Source organism: Oceanobacillus sp. AG (assembly GCF_009746545.1).
Classification (GTDB): Bacteria; Bacillota; Bacilli; order Bacillales; family Amphibacillaceae; genus Oceanobacillus; species Oceanobacillus indicireducens.
The window spans coordinates 121,160-140,205 of sequence record NZ_WOWT01000009.1 but is presented as its reverse complement, the minus strand read 5'-3'; the positions used below and the strand labels follow the sequence as shown (position 1 = coordinate 140,205).

The window sequence follows — 19,046 nt, the reverse complement described above, 5'->3', positions numbered from 1 at the left end:
AGTATCCATGAAGAGGCCTCTTTCTATGATGTATTTGCTTTGGTATGCATACATTTATGATAGAGTGCCTCTTCTTTTTTGACTAGGATTTTGCAGAAATCCCACCGAGAACTATTTTACACATACGGTTAAAGCCGTGGGGTTCTTTTGGATTAAGTAGAAGCTTTTCACCAACAATACACTTCTTAAGGTAAGCTTAGCAACTTTACAACATGATGTTGCTATCCCTACACTGTTGCGCCCCTCTAAAGTAGCTTGCTGCCCCCAGAAGATATCGTTCGTAAGTTATGTAAAACATGTTAAAAGCGCAGACAGTACCGAATGGACTGCTGCGCTTTTTCACCTTAAGTGGAGTGTAAATAATTTAAATTATTTGTTGTTATTATTGTTTCGGCGCTCTCGTGTTCGAGATTTTCCACCTTTTTCACCAATATCTTCATAAAAGTCTTGGTCATGGTTCCGTGCAGTTGCCTCGCCACCCTTTTGACCAATTTCTTCATAGAATTCCTGATCGTGGTTTCGGGAAGTAGCTTCTCCTCCCTTTTGACCGATCTCTTCATAGAATTCCCGGTCGTGGTTCCGTGCAGTTGCCTCGCCACCTTTTTGACCAATTTCTTCATAGAATTCGCGGTCATGATTTTGCGCTGTAGCTTCCCCGCCTTTTTGACCGATCTCTTCATAAAATTCCTGATCATGGTTCTGTGAAGTAGCCTCGCCACCCTTTTGACCAATTTCTTCATAGAAATCTTGGTCGTGGTTTCTTGAAGTTACTTTACCACCTTTTCTTCCTGCTTGCTCACGAGACATCTTACCATTATTGTTGTTTTTAACCATTTGTAAAAACTCCTTTCATGATGATAATTCTTGCTCGTACATTACTTTAGATTCCACATTTTATTAAAGTTAAACCCAACAAACGACATTTAATAGAGTTGTTTTCCACTTGTAACATTTGTAACATCTATTTATTTTTCTTCAACTTATCGTAGACCTTTTCGACGGCAATTTCTTTTTCTTTTTTCTCTTTATCCTCTAGTTCAAACTCCATCCGGTCCTCCGGCGGCAGCTGAAAATAAGCATTCTTCTTTGAATCATTATCCTTAGGCAGCATGTCACTCTCTCCTTTCCAATGCTATAAATGGGCATTTATTTCCTCATCAACGTAATTCTTCCGTTTCATCCAGATGAAACCGTCTCCCTTTGTAATAATCGCGACGTCAATTGGCGGTCCTGCTGATTCGGTCGCTCTCGTTACTCGGCGTTTAAATGTCGTCAAGGAGACGAGGGCCTCCGCCATATCTGCCAGCTCTTCTTTTGGCAAGGAACGGACAACACCAAGTAGGGGTTCAATATAATTCCTTTCCTGGTATTCTGTAATAGCACTTTCTATAGACTCATACATTTCTCTACCCATTACTTTCAAGTCTTTAACTTGTTCTTTTGTAAAATCGAGTGATAGACGTTTTTGAATTTCTTCAGGATAATTTCTCAATACACCCGAAATGATATTAAATATAAGATCTTCCATATTCGGTTCGATACCGCTTATGAAGGAGTCAACCATTTCTCTTTGAGCAAATGCGGTAATCGTGGCTGTACCATCATCTTTATCCGTCGTATAACTAATTTTTTTATCTTTTAATTTCTTATATTTCAGTTGACCAAAGATAAATCCTTCCAATCTATAATTTAATAGACGTGGAAAAATATCTTCTTCTCCATATCCGCCAATTACAAATCCAGTACTCCCTACGCTGAAATAGTCCTTCCGAACAGCTTCAAAAGCTAATTTGTAAAACTGCTCTGTCAGTTCTGCCGGAACATCATATTTAATCAGTTCATCGATTATTTCAATAACTACCGAACCAAAGCGTTCTTTAAAAGCATTTTCTTCCATCTCTATAAAATTATTTTCTTCTTTTTGATAGGATTTAATTAGTTGACGAGTAGCTTCCCCAAGCCAGTTGGTAACCCGCTCGGACGAGACCCCCTCCTCCATATGCTCTTTTCTTGCCATTCGTTCTTCCACTTCTTTGACTATCCGTTTTAGATTATCGGAAAAAATACGATACACAATAATTTCTTCGACATATTTATCTCTGAACTGTTCATCTTCATCCAAAAAGCAAAAGAAATCATGGAGATAATCTTTTACATTCGGAAACTTTTTTGTCCCGAGATTATTCCGGTACGCTTTGATAATGACTTCCCAAGGAACTTCCATAAAGGACCCAGCCCCATATATCATGATTCCAATTGAATGTTCTTTCGATAATGAAAATAATTTATTGGCCGTATTATATACTTTTTGTACACCTTCTCTACCGCTTGTTATTGCACTGTCTGCAGCCATTGCGATTCCTTGTTTATTCAGTACTGCCACTTCAGCCGTCATTTTCGAATGCTCCTTTATTGGTTATTTGTAAATCCCTGATTCTATTCAACTAACATTCAGTGGGGAGGTAAGAAACGGTAAGGATCCCCACTGAATGAAGTTTCACTTTATATGTATTCCTTACCCGTGTCACCCAAGTGGAAAACGGAAGCAGCGATATATTCAACTTAGTAGATTAGTTCGTTCAATAAAGGGTATTACAATTAAAAAAATAAAGCAGAGGTGAATAACAAGTATGGCGACATCGATGACAATAAAAATAATCTGTGGTTTACTCGCATTACTGATTGTAGTCCGTTTGTTAGGAAAGAAAGAACTATCTCAAATTACTCCATTTGATTTTGTATATATCCTTGTACTCGGAGGCTTGCTCGAAGAATCGGTTTATGATGACAAAGTCACTGTTTGGCAAGTATTGGCAGCCATTGCCTTATGGTCCCTTCTCATTTACAGTATTGAAAAGATCGTTCAGAAATTCGATATAACAAGGCAAGCAGTAAAAGGAGAACCTACCGTCATTATCCATGATGGTGAACTCGATATAAAAGCTTTGAAAAAGAATAAGCTTGAATCGGAACAGTTGCGTACAATGCTAAGGCAACAAGGCATTTTCTCAATTAATGAAGTGAAATATGGAATACTCGAGCCAAGCGGACAGCTGAGTGTGTTAGAGTATGAACGATCCGTACCAGTCACAGCAGAAATGCTTTCCATCCAACCAAAAGAAGCAGCCCTTAGCTATCTAGTGATTGATGAAGGGAAAATAGTAGGAACAATACTAGAAAAAATCGGAAAAAGTGAAACATGGCTAAAGTCAGAACTTGCGAAGTTAGGCTATACCGAAATCAGTAAAATCTATTACGCGGAATGGTCTAAAAATGACGGCTTTACAATTCGCGGTATGATGAATGAGGTATGAGCTAAAAAGAACAGAAGACAGACCAAGTAGGCCCGTCTTCTGTTCTTTTAGTATCCAAGCTGATTGTCAATTTCAGCGATGATTTGTTTTGATTCCTGATATTCCCGTTCGCGTTTCCGCTCTACTTTCATTCGGTTTGCTAAATTCGATTCGTATTCGGCAATGCTCATTTTATGATATTCGTTCATTGCCTTCTCCATTTCTTGCGTATAATACTCATTATTAACCGAATTAATAATAAACCACTCCTTTGTTTTCTACATTAAAAGGTTAACACAATAACGCTACCCTGCTCAAAGGAGAAATAAACGTATAGGGTGGAGTATTTAACTGGAAATGAACGATGCTGTAATATAAAGAAAGGAAGCATAAACATTTAAGCTTATGCTTCCTTTTACTACCGATTTCACAAATTTTAATTGCTTCCGCCAACCGGAACAACTGCCCCATCATAATTTTCTAAGATGAAGTTTTGGATTTCTTCCGATTGTAAAACATCAACTAATGTTTGGAACGCAGGATTGTCTTTGTCCTTACTGCGGACGGCGATGACGTTTACATACTCTGAATTCTCGTCTTCAATGAATAACGCATCTTCTAGCGGATTCAGGCCTGCATCGATGGCATAGTTTGTGTTGATTGCAACTAATGCATCCGGCTCCGACTCGTACATTTCTGGTAATAACAATGGATCCACATCTGGTGAGAATGTTAGATTCAATGGATTGTCTACAATATCATCAATTGTTGCCGTAGATTTCTCTACACTCTCATCCAATGTAATCAAGTCTTGTTGCTCAAATAATGAAAGAATACGTCCATGGTCAGGAATGGAACGGCTGATGATAATCTCTTGACCATCCTCAATCTCATCAAGTGATGTGATATTCTTCGAGTAAACACCCATCGGTTCAATATGGATTCCATCAATATAATCTAAATCATACCCTGTGTCATCAATTGTTTGATCGAGGAACGGAATATGCTGGAAGAAGTTCGCATCGAGCGTACCCGATTCCAAGTCCTCATTCGGTAATACATAATCTTGATACATCTCGATTGTTATATTGATTCCTTCCTCTTCAAGCAACGGCTTAGCTTCTTCTAAAATTTCGGCATGGGGTGTACTTGATGCGCCAATAACGATATCAACCGGTTCTGTGGCTTCTTCTCCAGCGGTGTTATCTGTATCATCTGCACCATTTGCGGTATCTTCTTTTTCTCCACTTGTACCACATGCAGCCAGCAACAGAATGAATGATAGTAGAATTAATCCTAGAAACTTTCTCATCTTTATTCCTCTCCTTTTTATCTTTTATCTATTTTATTGGTAATGAAATCTCCAATAAATTGAATAATAAATACAATGATCAAAATTATTATCGTACAAATAAACACAAGATCAAAGTTCCGGCGCTGGAAACCATAGAAATAAGCATAATCTCCAAGACCGCCTGCCCCAATTATTCCTGCCATCGCGGTATAGCCGATAAGTGCAATAGCTGTAACGGTCAGCCCTGATACGAGAGCTGGTAAGGATTCAGGTATCAATACTTTAAATATAATCGTACTCGTCTTCGCACCGATTGATTTTGCAGCTTCAATGACACCTTTATCAACTTCCCGGAACGCAATCTCCACAAGCCGAGCGTAAAATGGCGCGCTGCCGATAATTAGCGCTGGTAGCGCAGCACTTGGTCCTCGAATCGTCCCAATAAGGAAATTTGTAAATGGAAATAATAACAGAATCAATATTATAAACGGAATCGAACGGAATACGTTGACAACAGATGCGGTTATTGCATTAATGACTTTATTTTCCCAAATACCGCCTCTTGCTGTAAGAAATAGTAATAATCCAAGAAGTATTCCGATGACCAAGGTGCCTAATAGCGAAATATTTGTCATATAAAAAGTTTCATTAGTCGCTGTTAACAGCTCGTCCATATTCACATTTTCAAACATTTAGGATGACCTCCAATTCCACGGAGGTTTTCGTTTGAACATAGAGAATAGCACGGTCAATTTCCGCATCCTCACCAGTAATTTGAACAAACAATGTTCCGTAACTTCCGGTCTTCGTATTCGTAATCTTGCCTTGGATAATATTGATATCGATGGCAAACTGTTTCGCAAGCTGACTGATTAAAGCTTTGTTTGCTGATTCTCCGATAAATTGCAGTTTGATGAGCTTTCCTTCTGGATTATCTTGCAGCATACTTGGGATCGCATCCTCTTCCTCTGCATTTCCCATCACCTGGCTAACAAATTTCTTTGTTATTTGTTGTTTCGGATGAAGGAAAACATCGAGGACATCTCCCATTTCCACTACTTTTCCCTCTTCCATAACAGCAACCCGGTGGCAAATTTTCCGGATGACCTGCATTTCGTGGGTAATCAGAATAATTGTGAGTCCCATCTTTTCATTGATGTCAACGAGTAGATCCAAAATAGATGTTGTCGTTTCCGGGTCAAGAGCAGATGTCGCTTCATCACAAAGTAATAGTTTCGGTTTGTTCGCCAGTGATCTAGCAATACCGACACGCTGTTTTTGTCCACCACTTAATTCAGATGGATAAGCATCTTCCCGACCAGTTAAACCGACCAAGTCGATCAATTCTTGAACCCGCTGTTTACGCTCCGTTTTGCTCACTCCAGCAATTTCAAGCGGGAATGCAATGTTCTCTGCCACAGTCCGCGACCATAGTAAATTAAAATGTTGAAACACCATTCCAATATCTTGGCGTGCAATGCGGAGATCATTTTTCTTCAAACGTGTTATGTCTTTATCACCTATTGTTACTGATCCACCTGATGGCTCCTCCAACCGATTGAGCAAGCGGATGAAGGTACTTTTACCAGCACCACTATAACCAATAACGCCAAATATTTCTCCTTCTTTTATATCCAGATCCAAATCATCAACTGCAATGATTTGCCTTTCTTTTGTAACGTATTGCTTCCTTAAACCTTTAATGGAAATCAACGTACTATCTCCTTCCAAATAAATCAAAAAAGCGTCTTTCTATTCGAGAACAGAAAGACGCTTTTACCTATAGTTGCATTTCTTGTTCTCTTATCTATCAAGATATTAGCAGGAATTGGCACCTTTCAAACGACTTTGAAGGTTGCCGCGGTTTCACAGGGCCAGTCCCTCCACCGCTCTCGATAAGAGCATACCTATTCAATTAACATAAAGAAATCATAGCATGAGTTGAGTTATGCTGTCAATAGCTTTCCCCAGCGAAGAGCTCAGGCTTATATTCGAAAAGATAACGATAAATATTACCGGTAGAATAGAAAGTATACACTTTCTCCTTTACTTCATTATTCTCCTTAATTAATAAACAAGGCACGTTCTCTATTTTATGTTCGTGTAAGAAAGCTTCTTCAAAATTGGCATTCATTTCATAAAATATTTCTTCGCCATGAATGTCTTCAATTTTTTCAAGTATCGTCCTAGCGATATGGCATGTGCCACAAAATGGCGAATAAATATATAATAAGTAAGAATCTTTCTTTAGCTGTTTTGATATTACTTTCTGCATAGACTCACCTGACTAATATAAAAATGTTGGTCGTACTGAAAAATGTTTTGCAACGAGTAAGGAGGCAAGGATTTTATAAGGGGTAGTTGCGACTTCACGGTAATCCCTGCTAATATAAATATGGTCGGCATGAGGGAGTTCCCGTGCCAGTTGTTTTCGTAGTTTCAAGCCATTTTTATCTTCATCGACAAAGATGTAGACATCATTTTCATCTAAGTTATATGTTTCTAACAGCTCATCAAACCAATGGACGCTTAGTGAGCCGTTTGTACAAATAATCGTGACTTCTTCGCTTAGAATTTCTTCTATCTTACGTTTATCTGTCAACCCCTCCACAATAATAACTTTTTCGGTTTCGTGCGCTATCATACCCTGCCACTCCTTATCCGATCAAATCATCCACCTATTATAGCATATGAAAGAAAGGAGGCTGACTATACTGTTTTATTGTATAGTTAGTCCCCCTCCTTTTTTGTCTTGCTTTAGTATTATTCTTCTATGATTGCTTTGTATTCTTCAGCTGTCAGTAAATTATCCCATTCGCTTGCGTCCTCTAGTTCTACAACGATCATCCAAGCCTGTTCATATGGAGATTCGTTGACAAGTTCTGGGCTGTCTTCCAATTCTTCATTGATTTCAACTATTGTCCCTTTGACTGGTGCATATAGCTCGGAAACTGTTTTTACCGATTCTACACTGCCAAATGAATCGTCCGCTTCGACTGTGTCGCCCTCTTCCGGAAGTTCGACAAACACGATATCTCCAAGTTCATCTTGAGCGAAATCAGTAATTCCGATGCGCACTTTATTGTCGCTCTCTTTCTTAATCCACTCGTGCTCTTTCGTATAACGTAAGTCCTCTGGTAAATTCATCGGTTATCATCCTTTCCGTTTCTTCTACTCCAACTATACAATGGATAGATTAGAAAATCTACTGTACATCACATTTTCTCTTTACCTTCTGTACTAATTCCAAGTTGATTCGTATTCGTCTTCTTTAAAACCAACAGTGATTTTGTCTCCCATCGCTGCTATCGGCCGTTTTATCAACATGCCGTCAGAAGCTAGGTATTCTGCCATTTCTTCAACTGAAGCATCTTTAATCTTCTCTTTCATATTCAATTCGCGATATTTTTTACCGCTCGTATTAAAGAACTTCTTCGGTTCTAGACCACTTTTTTCAATTAATTGTAAAATCTTATCCTTAGATGGTGTATCCTCAACGATATGGACTGCCTCAAAGTCGATATCGTTCGCTTCCAACCACTTCTTCGCATTTCTGCACGTGCCGCATTTTGGATACCAGTAAAAAGTCATACTCATTTTAAAAACCAGCTCCTTTATGTAATTACCACTATTTTAACATAGAAGGTTTGTTGACACATGTATTTGCTACAGAGCTCGTATGGTTTAAAAAAAATCGTCCGGAGCATATTCTATACTCCGGACGAACTGAAATTATACGATATATTTTTCACTTTCGATGAGTGATTTGGCGATTTCCCGTTTCTTCGCAATAACATTCGTCGGTTCATGACGGGTCAATTTACGTAAGGAAGAGAGCATCATCCGTAGAGTATCTCCATCTTCCACCGCAATTAAGATCTCTTTTGCCGCTGCCTCAATCCGATTGAATGCTTCCTGTACATATACTTGTGTATAAAGCAGTTTCAGCTCATTCTTCTCCTCTCCCGTCTGATGAATCGCTTTTTCAGTACGGAGGAGGGCTGATTCCATATTAAAGACATCTCCAACCATATTGGCCAAGTGGACGAGAATTTCTTGCTCATTCTCAAGTTTCTGCATGTATTTCTGTGCCGCCAAACCTGCACCTAAGAGAACAATTTTCTTTGCATTACGCACTAAATGCTTTTCCTGATCAAGTGGTTCTGTGCCAACTTCTTCAGGCATCATCATCATAAGCTCTTCCTGAAGTCCTTGGGCTTTCTGTAATAATGGCAGTTCCCCTTTCATTGCCTTTTTCAGCAATGTTCCCGGAACGAGCAGTCGGTTGATTTCATTCGTACCTTCAAATATCCGGTTGATCCTGGAATCCCGGTAGATTCTTTCTACTTCATATTCCTCCATGAACCCATACCCACCATGCAGCTGAACCGCTTCGTCAGCGGTGCGGTCAAGTAATTCTGTCGCCATATATTTCGTAATCGAGCATTCGATTTGGTACTCAGCAATTGCCCGGGCAATTTCCCGACCGTCCTCAAGTTCTTCATCAGACAAAGCACCCATCCGCTGCTCGAACAATCCAACTGTACGATAAACCGCACTCTCATTTGCATAGATTTCACTCGCCATCGTAGCAAGCTTAGATTGGGTTAGGGAGAAGCTTGAAATTGGTACACTGAATTGTTTCCGTTCATTCACATATTTTGCCGCTAGTTCAAATGCCCGTTTCGAACCACCGACACCACCGACGGCTAGTTTGTAACGTCCAACGTTTAAAATATTAAAGGCAATAATATGTCCTCTACCTTTTTCACCTAGGAGATTTTCTACCGGTACTTCTGCATCTTCCAAAATCAGTGTCCGGGTTGATGAACTCTTAATCCCCATCTTTTTCTCTTCCAAACCAGTGGACACACCTGGATAATCGCGTTCTACAATGAACGCAGAGAAATGTTCACCATCAATTTTTGCATAGACGACAAATACATCTGCGAACGCGGAGTTCGTGATCCACTGCTTTTCCCCATTCAAAATATAATGGGTTCCTGCCTCATTCAGCTTAGCAGTCGCTTTTGCCCCGAGAGCGTCTGAACCGGAGCCAGGTTCTGTCAGGGCATAGGCAGCGATTAGCTCGCCCGTCGCAAGCTTCGGCAAATACTTCTCCTTCTGTTCTTTATTCCCGAAAAACACAATTGGCAGCGAGCCGATACCGACATGGGCTCCATGAGTAATGGAAAATCCTCCCGCTGGTGCCATTTTCTCTGTAATCAAGGATGAGCTAATCTTATCCAGACCAAGCCCACCGTAAGCCTCCGGAACATCTGCACCGAGCAGACCTAGCTCTCCCGCCTTTTTCAATAATTCTACGGAATGTTCGAATTCGTGGTTTTCTAACTTGTCGATAAGCGGGACGACTTCATTGTTAACATATTCCTCTGTTGTTTTCGCAATCATTTTATGCTCATCTGTTAAGTCCTCAGGAGTGATAATGTCCTCACCGGTTAATTCTTCAATGAGGAAGGCTCCTCCTTTAAAAAGTTTGTCTTTTGTTTCGCTCATAATTGATCTTCTCCTTTTATTAAAAGTTAGTTGTAAAGATTAAATTAGCTCAAATACTCCTGCTGCTCCCATTCCACCGCCAACACACATCGTTACAATTCCAAATTGAACATTTCTGCGGCGCATCTCATGGGCTAAAGTTAGCGTCAGCTTCGTTCCCGTCATTCCTAGCGGGTGTCCGAGTGCAATCGCTCCACCGTTTACATTCACAATAGAAGTATCTAAGTCAAGCGCTTCAATAACTCGTAACGATTGGGATGCGAACGCTTCATTCAGCTCGATCAATCCAATATCCGATAACTCAAGACCGGCAATTTCCAGTGCCTTTGGTATCGCCTTCACAGGACCTACTCCCATAATTTCCGGTTCCACTCCAGCTACAGCATAGGAACGGAATTTTAATAAGGGGGTTAATCCTTCTGCTTGGGCTTTCTCGCGCTCCATTAATAGGACGGTACCTGCCCCATCGCTCATTTGCGAGGAGTTTCCAGCTGTTACAGATCCCTTTATATGAAATGCAGGTCTCAGTTTAGCAAGGACTTCTGTATTTGTATCTGCGCGTACCCCTTCATCCATTGCAAATTGTTTTGTCTGTTCTACAACCTTATTATCCTTACCGATAACACGTTCTGTGACTTCCACCGAGACAATTTCATCAGCGAATTTACCTTCTTCAATTGCTTTGGCTGCCCGCTCATGACTTTGTGCTGCGAAGGCATCTTGATCTGCTCGGGATATATTGAAACGATTCGCCACTTCTTCTGCCGTATGTCCCATGCCCATATAATAGCCAACCGCATCTTCTACGAGTTTCGGGTTTGGTTTAATGACATGTCCGCCCATCGGAATTAAGCTCATCGACTCTGCCCCACCAGCAATAATCGTATCACTCGCGCCAACCATAATACGTTCAGCACCATAGGCGATTGCTTGCAGCCCGGAAGAACAATAGCGATTAATTGTAATTCCCGGAACTTCTTTCGGAAGACCGGCAAGCCCCGCAATATTTCTTGCCATATTCATCCCTTGCTCTGCTTCCGGCATCGCACAACCGATGATGACGTCATCAATATTTCCGGTATAGTCGCCTGCCCTTTTCAATGTTTCTTTGATTGTCAGTGCAGCTAAATCATCCGGTCTTGCGTCTCGTAAACTACCTTTAATCGCCTTACCGACCGGAGTCCTTGCTCCTGCAACGATAACTGCTTCCTTCACATTTTCTCCCCCTTAATCCTTAGTTGCGTAATGGTTTACCTTTCATTAACATGTGTTGCATCCGGGCTTGTGTTTTCGGTTCACCGATTAGACTTAAGAATGCTTCTCGCTCGAAATCGAGCATTGTCTGCTCATCAATAAGCGAACCTTCTTTAATTCTTCCACCGGATAAGACATAGGCTAGCTTTTCGGCAATCTTTACATCATGTTCAGATGCATAACCGCTCATCTGGAGATTTTTTGCCCCGAGCAGCATTGCCGCATAGCCTGCATTTCCAACGACCGGAATTTTTTCTTTTGCAGGTGCCCGGTAACCTGCATGAGCCAGTGCAAGTACTTTTTGTTTGGCATCGTAAATTAAATGATCTGGATTCGCACTGATCGCATCTTTTTGGTCTAGAAATCCTAGCTCTTGTGCTTCTTTTGCGGAAGTTGATACTTTCGCCGTTGCCACTTTTTCAAAGACATCATTCGCGACCTTCGATAAGTCAAAATCGATCCCCTTTGGCATATTGCGAAGTTGTTTTAGATAAAGTTCTTTCGTGCCGCCCCCACCAGGTATAAGACCGACACCAACTTCGACAAGTCCCATATATGTTTCCGGTGACGCTTGAATTGCAGCTGCAGGTAGCGACACTTCTGCCCCGCCTCCAAGCGCCATATTAAACGGAGCGACGACTACTGGTTTATTTGCATATTTAATGTTTGTCGTCATATTTTGAAACATACGGATGACCATATCAAGTTCATAGAAATTATCATCCTGTGCTTCCATTAACATTAATGCGAGATTAGCACCAACACAGAAGTTTTTACCCTGGTTTCCGATAACAAGCCCTTCATAGTTAGCTTCGGCTTCCTCAATCGCTGTGTTCACCATTTGCATAATATCAAGGCCAATCGCATTATTTGGTGAATGGAATTCAAGTAATAGGATACCGTCATCTAAATCTATTAAACTTGCACCAGTATTTTTCTTGATTACATTTGATTTATTCTTAAAGAGTCTTAGATTCACTTCTTTCGGATTTGTCTTAAGCTTTTCAAAATCATTGCCATTATAATAAGTTATTTCTCCATCTGCTTGTTTATAAAAAGATTCATATCCTTTTTCAATTAACTCTAGCACCCAGCTTGGCACTGTCTCCCCTTCACGTTGCATCCGCTCGGTTGCTTGTTTTAAACCAATCGCATCCCATGTCTCAAATGGTCCGATATCCCAACCGAATCCCCATTTCATCGCTTGGTCAATAGCCGTAATATCATCGGCAATTTCACCGACCAGTTCGGCGGAATAAATAAGGACCGGCTTTAATAAAGACCAAACGAGCTTAGCTGCCGGATCATCAGGCATTGATAGAAGCGCTTTCATTTTGGCGCGAGAGCCTTTTGCCTGCTTTGCCATTTCGATTGCTGGTGTTTGTAATTTCTTTCGTTCACCAAATTCAAGTGTATCCGGATTAATTTCATAAATGACTCCAGCTTTTTTCTCGTAAAATCCCTTTCCTGATTTAGAACCGAGCCAACCATTTTCAACCATTTTCTGCATAAATGCCGGTGGATCAAATACTTCCTTTTCTTTTCCTTCCACTTTGTCATAGACGTTTCGTGCGACGTGCAAGAATGTATCGAGGCCGACTACATCCAATGTACGGAACGTGGCACTCTTTGGTCTTCCGATAAGTGGACCAGTAACCGAATCAACTTCCCCAATACTAAATCCTTGTTCAAGCATTTCCCTTAGTGTGATAAGAAGCCCATATGTTCCAATTCGGTTTGCTATAAAGTTGGGCGTGTCCTTTGCTTCCACAACCCCTTTACCAAGAACATTTTCACCGAATACTTTCATGAACTCAAGTACATCTGGATCGGTATGTGAGGTTGGAATTACTTCCAACAATTTTAAATAACGCGGTGGATTAAAGAAATGGGTTCCTAGGAAATGTTTCTTCATATCCTCACTACAATCTTCAATCATCGCTTCTACAGATATTCCTGATGTGTTGGAACTAACAATACTGCCCTTCTTCCGGTGTTTATCCACATTTGCAAATACTTGCTTCTTGATTTCGAGATTCTCCGTTACTACTTCAATAATCCAATCTGCTTCCTCTAAGCGTTCCATATCATCTTCAAAGTTCCCAATTTCAATCAAATCAAGACTTGCCCTCGATGTAATGGGTGATGGCTTTTGCTTTAATAATGCCTGTTTACTTTTCTCGGTTATCCGATTTCGTACTCTTTTGTCTTCTAGCGACAACCCTTGTTTTTCCTCTTGCACCGTTAATTCAGATGGTACAATGTCGAGCATTTGTACAGGAATGCCGTTATTTGCTAAGTGTGCGGCGATTCCAGACCCCATTACTCCAGAGCCTAATACAGCAGCTCGCTTGATTGACCGTTTCATGTTTTATCCCCCAATCCATATCTTTGAATGAATGCTCATTCATTATTCTTTAAAAAAATAAGAGAACAATCTCTTAACCTGCTTTTAGTATAAAATACTTTCTGATATTTCGCAACAGAGATGTTGATTTTTTTCTAAACCGAAATGATTATTATTTACAAATCGTAACCGTTACGATATGATTAGAAAAGAATTTCATAAGCTGATTGCCATCATTCAGCATAAGTATTCTTGCTCTTCCGCTTATATTAGAGCTCTACTCACCTTTCAGGTCCATGATTGTTGAATATTAATAAGGAATTATTATAGGAAGAATTTCATCGTACAGGAGGATGTTCATTGAGAGTATTGAAACGTAATTTTATCTTTTTATTATTTATTTTATTATTAGCCGGTTGTAACACGGCATCAAATGATACCGACCAATCAAAAGGGACAATTTATACAACAATATATCCGTTACAATTTATCGTTGAGGAGATTGCTGGTGATCTTGTTGAAGTACAGTCCGTTTATCCTCCTGGTGTGGATGAGCATACGTACGAACCTGCGGCAAAGGAATTGGCAAAGATTGCGGAAGGTGATGCTTTTATTTATATCGGCGCAGGGCTTGAAGCATTAGCAAGCACCGCTGCCAGCGCTTTAGAAAATGAAGATGTGAAGTTAATCGAAATCGGTCAGCATGAAGAATTATTCTTAGCCCAAGAAGATGACCATGACGCTCACGAAGATCATGATCATCACCACGGAGACAAGGATCCGCATATTTGGCTCGATCCGATTCGCATGATTGAGATTGCTGAGATTATTCATGATGAGTTAAGTGAACAATATCCGGGGGAAACAGAACGGTTTGCGGAAAACTTTACCCATTTAAAAGAACAACTTCAAGAAATAGATGATGAATTCACAGAATTACTTGCAACAAAGTCAACTAAAAAATTACTCGTCACCCATGCAGCTTTCGGTTATTGGGAGGAACGCTACGGGATTGAACAAATTTCCATCCACGGGCTTTCCACGGAAAATGAACCATCCCAGAAAGAGTTAGTAGAAATCATTGACGTAGTGAAAGAAAATAACATCAATCATATTATTTTTGAACAAAATGTAAAAACTCGGGTTGCTGAAGTGATTCAGCAAGAGATCAATGCAGAACCGTTGATTATCCATAATCTTGCAGTACTCACCGATGAAGATATTAAAGAAAATCGGGATTACCTCTCCATTATGAAAGATAATTTAGCAGTCCTTGATAAAGCAATGAATTGAAAGGATGTGTTCCAATGAATGAACCTATTATAACGATGCATAATGTCAGCTTTTCCTATCAAAACAAACCAATACTCGATGGGATTAATTTCGAGCTTCCAAAGGGCAAGTTTATGGGCCTAGTTGGTCCGAACGGGGGTGGAAAAACCACGCTGATCAAACTGATTCTCGGATTGCTTAAACCAGATGAAGGAAATGTAACATTATTCGGCGTACCACTGGAAAAGTTTCAAGAAAGAAATAAAATCGGGTTCGTCTCGCAAAAAGCAAATAGCTTTAATGCAGGTTTCCCTGCAACTGTTTTTGAAGTCGTTTCAACTGGTCTTACGGCAAAGCTTGGCTATTTTAAATTTTTAAATAAACAAGATAAACAAAACATCCTAAGAGCACTTGAATTGGTCGATATGAGTGAGTTTGCCAATGAAAATATCGGAAAGCTTTCTGGCGGGCAACAACAGCGGGTATTCATCGCTAGGGCACTTGTAAGTGAGCCGGAATTATTGATTCTCGATGAGCCAACCGTTGGAGTTGACCAGGAAAATGTGAAACGATTCTATGAGCTACTAAACAAATTGAATGAGGAACAAAGGATAACAATTCTTTTAGTCACCCATGACACTGAGATTATGACGGAATATGCGACAGATGTTGTCTGTTTAAATAAGACATTGCATTTCCATGGAAATCCTGAAGAATATTGTTCCCTTTCCGATAAAGACCTATCTTTATTTTATGGACATCCAGTCACAACGATTGTCCATCATTCGTAATGGAGGAATATTATGCTAGCTGACTTTTTAAACTATGAATTTTTACGATATACATTTATAACTGGCTTATTAATCGGAATCATCGCTCCATTACTCGGAACTTTCATTGTCGTCCGCAGACTTTCTTTAATTGCGGATGCCTTATCCCATGTTACATTGGCAGGGATTGCCTTTGGGTTAATGATCGAGAAGTTACTTCTTATCACCTTCCCCCCTCTTTACAGCGGGATGGCCTTCTCCGTCATCGGTTCCATTTTTATTGAAAAGCTGCGTACGGTTTATAAAACTTATCAGGAATTGGCAATTCCGATTATCCTTTCTGCCGGTGTCGGATTAAGTGTTATTTTCATATCTCTAGCTAATGGATTTAACACGGACTTATTCGGGTATTTATTTGGATCAGTTTCCGCTGTAAGTCAAAGTGACTTCTTATTGATTTTCATAATATTTATTATCGTAGTTCTGATTGTCACTTTTTTCTATAAAGAACTGCTTACTCTATCCTTTGATGAAGAACATGCAACGATCTCAGGCATTCATACGAAACACATTCACCTGTTATTTATTGTGCTAACTGCTCTTGTTATTGCTGCTTCAATGCGGATTGTTGGAGTCTTGCTCGTCTCCGCTCTTATGACCCTCCCTGTCGCTGCAGCGATGCGGATTGCAAAAGGGTTTAAACAAATGTTGTTTTTATCTATTTTGTTCGGTGAAATTTCTGTTATCATTGGTATTATAAGTGGATATTATTTAAGTATCCCGCCAGGTGGAACAATTGTCATGATTGCCGTCACGATTTTACTGTTAGCAATCGGATTTAAACCGAGTCGGAAATCACAACAAGAAATGAGGGAAGCCTAATGAATTTACAGAATGCAATGGAAGTGCTAAGAAAGAATGGGTATAAATCAACTGGGCGCAGGAAAGATATTTTAACCTTTTTTGAAAAAGCCGATGGATACCGGACAGCGAAAGAACTGCATCAGTTTATGGAAGATAAATATGAAGGAATTAGTTTTGACACCGTGTACCGGAATCTACATTTATATGATGAAATGAAAATACTTGAAAGCACAGAGTTAAATGGGGAAAAACACTTCCGGATGAAATGTGCGACCCACCATCATCATCATTTTATCTGCAGCAGGTGCGGAAAAACGAAAGAAATTAATATTTGTCCGATGGATGAAGTTGAAAATAAACTAGAGAACTACATGATCGAGGACCACAAATTTGAAATCTACGGCCTCTGTCCCGAATGCCAAGTCGCATAAATAACCAACTCACCTTTCTCATTTTTGGCCAAAGTGAATTTTCATTTTGAATGAGAATTACTTTCATACAGCGTAAGTGTCCAGCTCTTTCAGTTTTTTGGCGTTCTAATTACCGTTCAGTTGCCCGGCGGACGGATGCTTTCCACGGGCACGGCCTCAGCCTCCTCGGAAGAAAAGCACTTCCTGCGGGGTCTTCGGACACGTGCTTTTCCCGTTGGAGTCACCGTCCGCCGGGCAACTGAACTGATAGAGAGGGTTATTATTAATGGAAACTAACCCACCACTATGATAAGCGATCCTAATTTCTAAAATGAAAAATAGTGTTCCAAATTAGGTTTACCCTCGGAGCAGTCCAGACACCTCGAGACTCCTGCAGGAGGAAAGGCATAGGTGAGACCCCACAGGGCGACAGCCCGAGGAGGCTCACCAGCCGCCTGCGGAAAGCGAGAGGTGTCTGGACTGCGAACCTCCAGGTAAGAGTTGCACTTACGCTGTATGAAAGGAAAGCAATTCACAGCTTCTTTCGATTACAAAAGTAAATATAGCTGTTTATCCTGTGAATGTTGAGTAAGTAATGAAAGACTTTTTCGTTTAATTCGTGTATACTACTACTAGATATTATAGTTTAGGAGTTTATAAGATGAAAAGAACGAAAGCTTTTATTGCAATTATACTAACAATCGTTGCGCTTGCCTTCGTTGTTTTTGTAGGCATTATGCAACAGAAATTTACCAATCCAGACCTCGCTTCTATGTCATACCCACAGACAGATACGGAGAGTGCCACAACAGACGAAAAGAACGAATCCGATGAAGAGGAAGCAAAAGATACAGATACTGTAGCTGGAGCTGTTGGTTCGGTTGTAAATGACGAAGAAGCCGACGATACAGTAGATGCTGAAGAAATAGAAGCAACAACTTCAACAAGGACCGTAGAGGTCGAGACCTTAAATGCAAGAAGCGGACCTGGTGTTGATTATGATTTAGTCGGCGTACTTGTCATGAATCAACAAGTCGAAGTTGAAGATCGCGGTGAAGAATGGGTAAAGGTAACAACCGATGAATTCACCGGCTATGTGAATGCAAAATTTTTATCTGAAGAATAAGTTGAAAAAGTAAGAAGAGGTGGGAGTGTCCTACCTCTTCTTACTTTTTATGCGAGCACCTCTTCTAACACTTTTGTTTCTTCATGGTCGAGCATATTCTTCTGTAAAACGGCGTCAATTGGGCGATGCATAAGTTTCCCAAGCTCTTTCGTACTGTCTCCTTCTCCAACCATATAAAGCTGTTCCCATTGATTGTTTTTGGCTATCTTATCTAATTTCGGGGCAATCTTTTTATACCAGCGATGTTGGTTAGCAGCGAATCTCGATTCAAAACTATCCTTATGCACATTGGGACCACCCGCTCCTGCAGTAGATGGGCGCCTTGGGCCTTGTTTTATCTTCCAATCTTCTGTATCTACATCGAGTTCGAAATATGTTATCTCCTTTACCCGATTCGCCTCTGAATCGATCACTTTAACTTGGTTCTGCTGCACGAGAACGATACCAAGCTTTGGATACTTTTCGCTTAGTTCAATAAGTTGATTAATCTCCGGTGTTTCCTGCCAGTAGAACTCATCCTCCAACCGCATTTGTACACATTTAGCAAACCACACATCATCATCTGCCGTCGCATAAATAATAATGCCACGCTGGAGTTGCTGCTCATTCTCCTTAATAAAATCCATCGCTTTCTTTTTAACCTTTTTAAAATTATTTAATTCCTCTGTATTATCATCTTGCTGTAAGTATGTTTCGAAGTTTCTCATCCCGTTCTTCAAGTGGATCTTCCATTCTCCCCCTTGCTGGTTCGGGTCTGATCTATCCGTGTTTAAATACATCGTAAAGACCTTGTTCGCTCCTTCTTTCCGCACATCCTTAAGCCAGTTAATCGTTTCCGTAATAGTAAGACTCACTCCATCGCCTCCTATAGAAAAGATAATTACTTCTTCTTGTATTTA

General features: G+C 40.3%; 21 protein-coding genes and 1 riboswitch. Of the genes, 6 read left to right on the top strand and 15 right to left on the bottom strand.

Going from position 1 to position 19,046, the window contains the following annotated elements:
* Nucleotides 1-369: 369 nt before the first annotated feature.
* The 3 genes from GN217_RS06285 to GN217_RS06275 form a co-directional block, all read right to left on the bottom strand.
* A complete protein-coding gene (locus tag GN217_RS06285) occupies nt 370-834 on the bottom strand; it encodes a KGG domain-containing protein (RefSeq protein WP_156855819.1) in 465 nt (154 codons plus the stop codon).
* 127 nt (nt 835-961) lie between these two features.
* A complete protein-coding gene (locus GN217_RS06280) occupies nt 962-1,111 on the bottom strand; it encodes a hypothetical protein (RefSeq protein WP_156855818.1) in 150 nt (49 codons plus the stop codon).
* Between the two features lie 21 nt (nt 1,112-1,132).
* Nucleotides 1,133-2,395, bottom strand: coding sequence for a hypothetical protein (locus tag GN217_RS06275; protein ID WP_156855817.1), 1,263 nt, complete (start codon nt 2,393-2,395; stop codon nt 1,133-1,135).
* Nucleotides 2,396-2,630: 235 nt separating this feature from the next.
* Here GN217_RS06275 and GN217_RS06270 point away from each other — a divergent pair, with 235 nt between their 5' ends.
* Nucleotides 2,631-3,314, top strand: coding sequence for a DUF421 domain-containing protein (locus tag GN217_RS06270; protein WP_156855816.1), 684 nt, complete (start codon nt 2,631-2,633; stop codon nt 3,312-3,314).
* A 47-nt stretch (nt 3,315-3,361) separates the two neighbouring features.
* Here GN217_RS06270 and GN217_RS18685 read toward each other — a convergent pair whose 3' ends face one another.
* The 11 genes from GN217_RS18685 to GN217_RS06220 all read right to left on the bottom strand — a co-directional run bounded on the left by GN217_RS18685 (nt 3,362) and on the right by GN217_RS06220 (nt 13,726).
* A complete protein-coding gene (locus GN217_RS18685) occupies nt 3,362-3,502 on the bottom strand; it encodes a YuzK family famiily protein (RefSeq protein ID WP_198042602.1) in 141 nt (46 codons plus the stop codon).
* A gap of 227 nt (nt 3,503-3,729) precedes the next feature.
* A complete protein-coding gene (locus tag GN217_RS06265; RefSeq protein WP_156855814.1) occupies nt 3,730-4,605 on the bottom strand; it encodes a MetQ/NlpA family ABC transporter substrate-binding protein in 876 nt (291 codons plus the stop codon).
* A 17-nt stretch (nt 4,606-4,622) separates the two neighbouring features.
* Nucleotides 4,623-5,279: a methionine ABC transporter permease gene (locus GN217_RS06260; protein ID WP_156855813.1), complete on the bottom strand. Its 657-nt coding sequence runs from the start codon at nt 5,277-5,279 to the stop codon at nt 4,623-4,625.
* Nucleotides 5,272-6,300 (bottom strand): methionine ABC transporter ATP-binding protein, encoded by a 1,029-nt coding sequence (locus GN217_RS06255; protein ID WP_156855811.1) that lies wholly within the window; start codon nt 6,298-6,300, stop codon nt 5,272-5,274. Before GN217_RS06255 ends, GN217_RS06260 begins: the two co-directional genes overlap by 8 nt.
* Nucleotides 6,301-6,387: 87 nt before the next feature.
* A riboswitch (SAM riboswitch) is annotated at nt 6,388-6,489 on the bottom strand.
* Nucleotides 6,490-6,541: 52 nt separating this feature from the next.
* Nucleotides 6,542-6,862, bottom strand: coding sequence for a thioredoxin family protein (locus GN217_RS06250; RefSeq protein WP_156855810.1), 321 nt, complete (start codon nt 6,860-6,862; stop codon nt 6,542-6,544).
* A 12-nt stretch (nt 6,863-6,874) separates the two neighbouring features.
* A complete protein-coding gene (locus tag GN217_RS06245; RefSeq protein ID WP_156855809.1) occupies nt 6,875-7,231 on the bottom strand; it encodes a toprim domain-containing protein in 357 nt (118 codons plus the stop codon).
* A gap of 119 nt (nt 7,232-7,350) precedes the next feature.
* Nucleotides 7,351-7,734 (bottom strand): glycine cleavage system protein GcvH, encoded by a 384-nt coding sequence (gene gcvH, locus GN217_RS06240; protein WP_156855807.1) that lies wholly within the window; start codon nt 7,732-7,734, stop codon nt 7,351-7,353.
* Nucleotides 7,735-7,827: 93 nt separating this feature from the next.
* The gene (locus GN217_RS06235; RefSeq protein ID WP_156855805.1) at nt 7,828-8,184 is read right to left on the bottom strand and encodes an arsenate reductase family protein; all 357 of its coding nucleotides are present in this window, start codon (nt 8,182-8,184) and stop codon (nt 7,828-7,830) included.
* Nucleotides 8,185-8,319: 135 nt separating this feature from the next.
* Nucleotides 8,320-10,104, bottom strand: a complete 1,785-nt coding sequence (locus GN217_RS06230) for an acyl-CoA dehydrogenase family protein (RefSeq protein WP_156855804.1) — start codon at nt 10,102-10,104, stop codon at nt 8,320-8,322.
* Nucleotides 10,105-10,143: 39 nt separating this feature from the next.
* Nucleotides 10,144-11,319 (bottom strand): acetyl-CoA C-acetyltransferase, encoded by a 1,176-nt coding sequence (locus tag GN217_RS06225; RefSeq protein ID WP_156855802.1) that lies wholly within the window; start codon nt 11,317-11,319, stop codon nt 10,144-10,146.
* Between the two features lie 19 nt (nt 11,320-11,338).
* On the bottom strand, nt 11,339-13,726 hold the full coding sequence (locus GN217_RS06220) for a 3-hydroxyacyl-CoA dehydrogenase/enoyl-CoA hydratase family protein (protein WP_156855800.1): 2,388 nt from the start codon (nt 13,724-13,726) through the stop codon (nt 11,339-11,341).
* Between the two features lie 339 nt (nt 13,727-14,065).
* Here GN217_RS06220 and GN217_RS06215 point away from each other — a divergent pair, with 339 nt between their 5' ends.
* The 5 genes from GN217_RS06215 (at nt 14,066) to GN217_RS06195 (ending at nt 18,147) form a co-directional block, all read left to right on the top strand.
* Nucleotides 14,066-14,998, top strand: a complete 933-nt coding sequence (locus GN217_RS06215; protein WP_156855798.1) for a metal ABC transporter solute-binding protein, Zn/Mn family — start codon at nt 14,066-14,068, stop codon at nt 14,996-14,998.
* A gap of 14 nt (nt 14,999-15,012) precedes the next feature.
* Complete coding sequence (locus tag GN217_RS06210; RefSeq protein ID WP_156855796.1) at nt 15,013-15,768, top strand: metal ABC transporter ATP-binding protein; 756 nt, start codon at nt 15,013-15,015, stop codon at nt 15,766-15,768.
* 12 nt (nt 15,769-15,780) lie between these two features.
* Nucleotides 15,781-16,629, top strand: coding sequence for a metal ABC transporter permease (locus GN217_RS06205; RefSeq protein WP_156855795.1), 849 nt, complete (start codon nt 15,781-15,783; stop codon nt 16,627-16,629).
* Nucleotides 16,629-17,042, top strand: a complete 414-nt coding sequence (locus GN217_RS06200; RefSeq protein ID WP_156855794.1) for a Fur family transcriptional regulator — start codon at nt 16,629-16,631, stop codon at nt 17,040-17,042. The genes GN217_RS06205 and GN217_RS06200 overlap by 1 nt, the downstream gene beginning before the upstream one ends.
* A gap of 640 nt (nt 17,043-17,682) precedes the next feature.
* Nucleotides 17,683-18,147 carry an SH3 domain-containing protein gene (locus GN217_RS06195; RefSeq protein ID WP_156855793.1) on the top strand — a complete coding sequence of 155 codons (465 nt, stop codon included), beginning with the start codon at nt 17,683-17,685 and terminating at the stop codon, nt 18,145-18,147.
* A gap of 47 nt (nt 18,148-18,194) precedes the next feature.
* On the opposite strand, the gene GN217_RS06190 is transcribed toward GN217_RS06195, so the two are convergent.
* Nucleotides 18,195-19,001, bottom strand: a complete 807-nt coding sequence (locus tag GN217_RS06190; protein WP_232334352.1) for a VLRF1 family aeRF1-type release factor — start codon at nt 18,999-19,001, stop codon at nt 18,195-18,197.
* Nucleotides 19,002-19,046 lie beyond the last annotated feature (45 nt).

What these genes read in the sequence shown, in the direction of transcription:
- GN217_RS06265 (WP_156855814.1), bottom strand. Translation starts at nt 4,605, where the DNA reads ATGAGAAAGTTTCTAGGATTAATTCTACTATCATTCATTCTGTTGCTG.
- GN217_RS06230 (WP_156855804.1), bottom strand. Translation starts at nt 10,104, where the DNA reads ATGAGCGAAACAAAAGACAAACTTTTTAAAGGAGGAGCCTTCCTCATT.
- GN217_RS18685 (WP_198042602.1), bottom strand. Translation starts at nt 3,502, where the DNA reads ATGAACGAATATCATAAAATGAGCATTGCCGAATACGAATCGAATTTA.
- GN217_RS06250 (WP_156855810.1), bottom strand. Translation starts at nt 6,862, where the DNA reads ATGCAGAAAGTAATATCAAAACAGCTAAAGAAAGATTCTTACTTATTA.
- GN217_RS06270 (WP_156855816.1), top strand. Translation starts at nt 2,631, where the DNA reads ATGGCGACATCGATGACAATAAAAATAATCTGTGGTTTACTCGCATTA.
- GN217_RS06220 (WP_156855800.1), bottom strand. Translation starts at nt 13,726, where the DNA reads ATGAAACGGTCAATCAAGCGAGCTGCTGTATTAGGCTCTGGAGTAATG.
- GN217_RS06195 (WP_156855793.1), top strand. Translation starts at nt 17,683, where the DNA reads ATGAAAAGAACGAAAGCTTTTATTGCAATTATACTAACAATCGTTGCG.
- gcvH (WP_156855807.1), bottom strand. Translation starts at nt 7,734, where the DNA reads ATGAATTTACCAGAGGACTTACGTTATACGAAAGAGCACGAGTGGATT.
- GN217_RS06245 (WP_156855809.1), bottom strand. Translation starts at nt 7,231, where the DNA reads ATGATAGCGCACGAAACCGAAAAAGTTATTATTGTGGAGGGGTTGACA.
- GN217_RS06285 (WP_156855819.1), bottom strand. Translation starts at nt 834, where the DNA reads ATGGTTAAAAACAACAATAATGGTAAGATGTCTCGTGAGCAAGCAGGA.
- GN217_RS06210 (WP_156855796.1), top strand. Translation starts at nt 15,013, where the DNA reads ATGAATGAACCTATTATAACGATGCATAATGTCAGCTTTTCCTATCAA.
- GN217_RS06235 (WP_156855805.1), bottom strand. Translation starts at nt 8,184, where the DNA reads ATGAGTATGACTTTTTACTGGTATCCAAAATGCGGCACGTGCAGAAAT.
- GN217_RS06275 (WP_156855817.1), bottom strand. Translation starts at nt 2,395, where the DNA reads ATGACGGCTGAAGTGGCAGTACTGAATAAACAAGGAATCGCAATGGCT.
- GN217_RS06205 (WP_156855795.1), top strand. Translation starts at nt 15,781, where the DNA reads ATGCTAGCTGACTTTTTAAACTATGAATTTTTACGATATACATTTATA.
- GN217_RS06260 (WP_156855813.1), bottom strand. Translation starts at nt 5,279, where the DNA reads ATGTTTGAAAATGTGAATATGGACGAGCTGTTAACAGCGACTAATGAA.
- GN217_RS06280 (WP_156855818.1), bottom strand. Translation starts at nt 1,111, where the DNA reads ATGCTGCCTAAGGATAATGATTCAAAGAAGAATGCTTATTTTCAGCTG.
- GN217_RS06200 (WP_156855794.1), top strand. Translation starts at nt 16,629, where the DNA reads ATGAATTTACAGAATGCAATGGAAGTGCTAAGAAAGAATGGGTATAAA.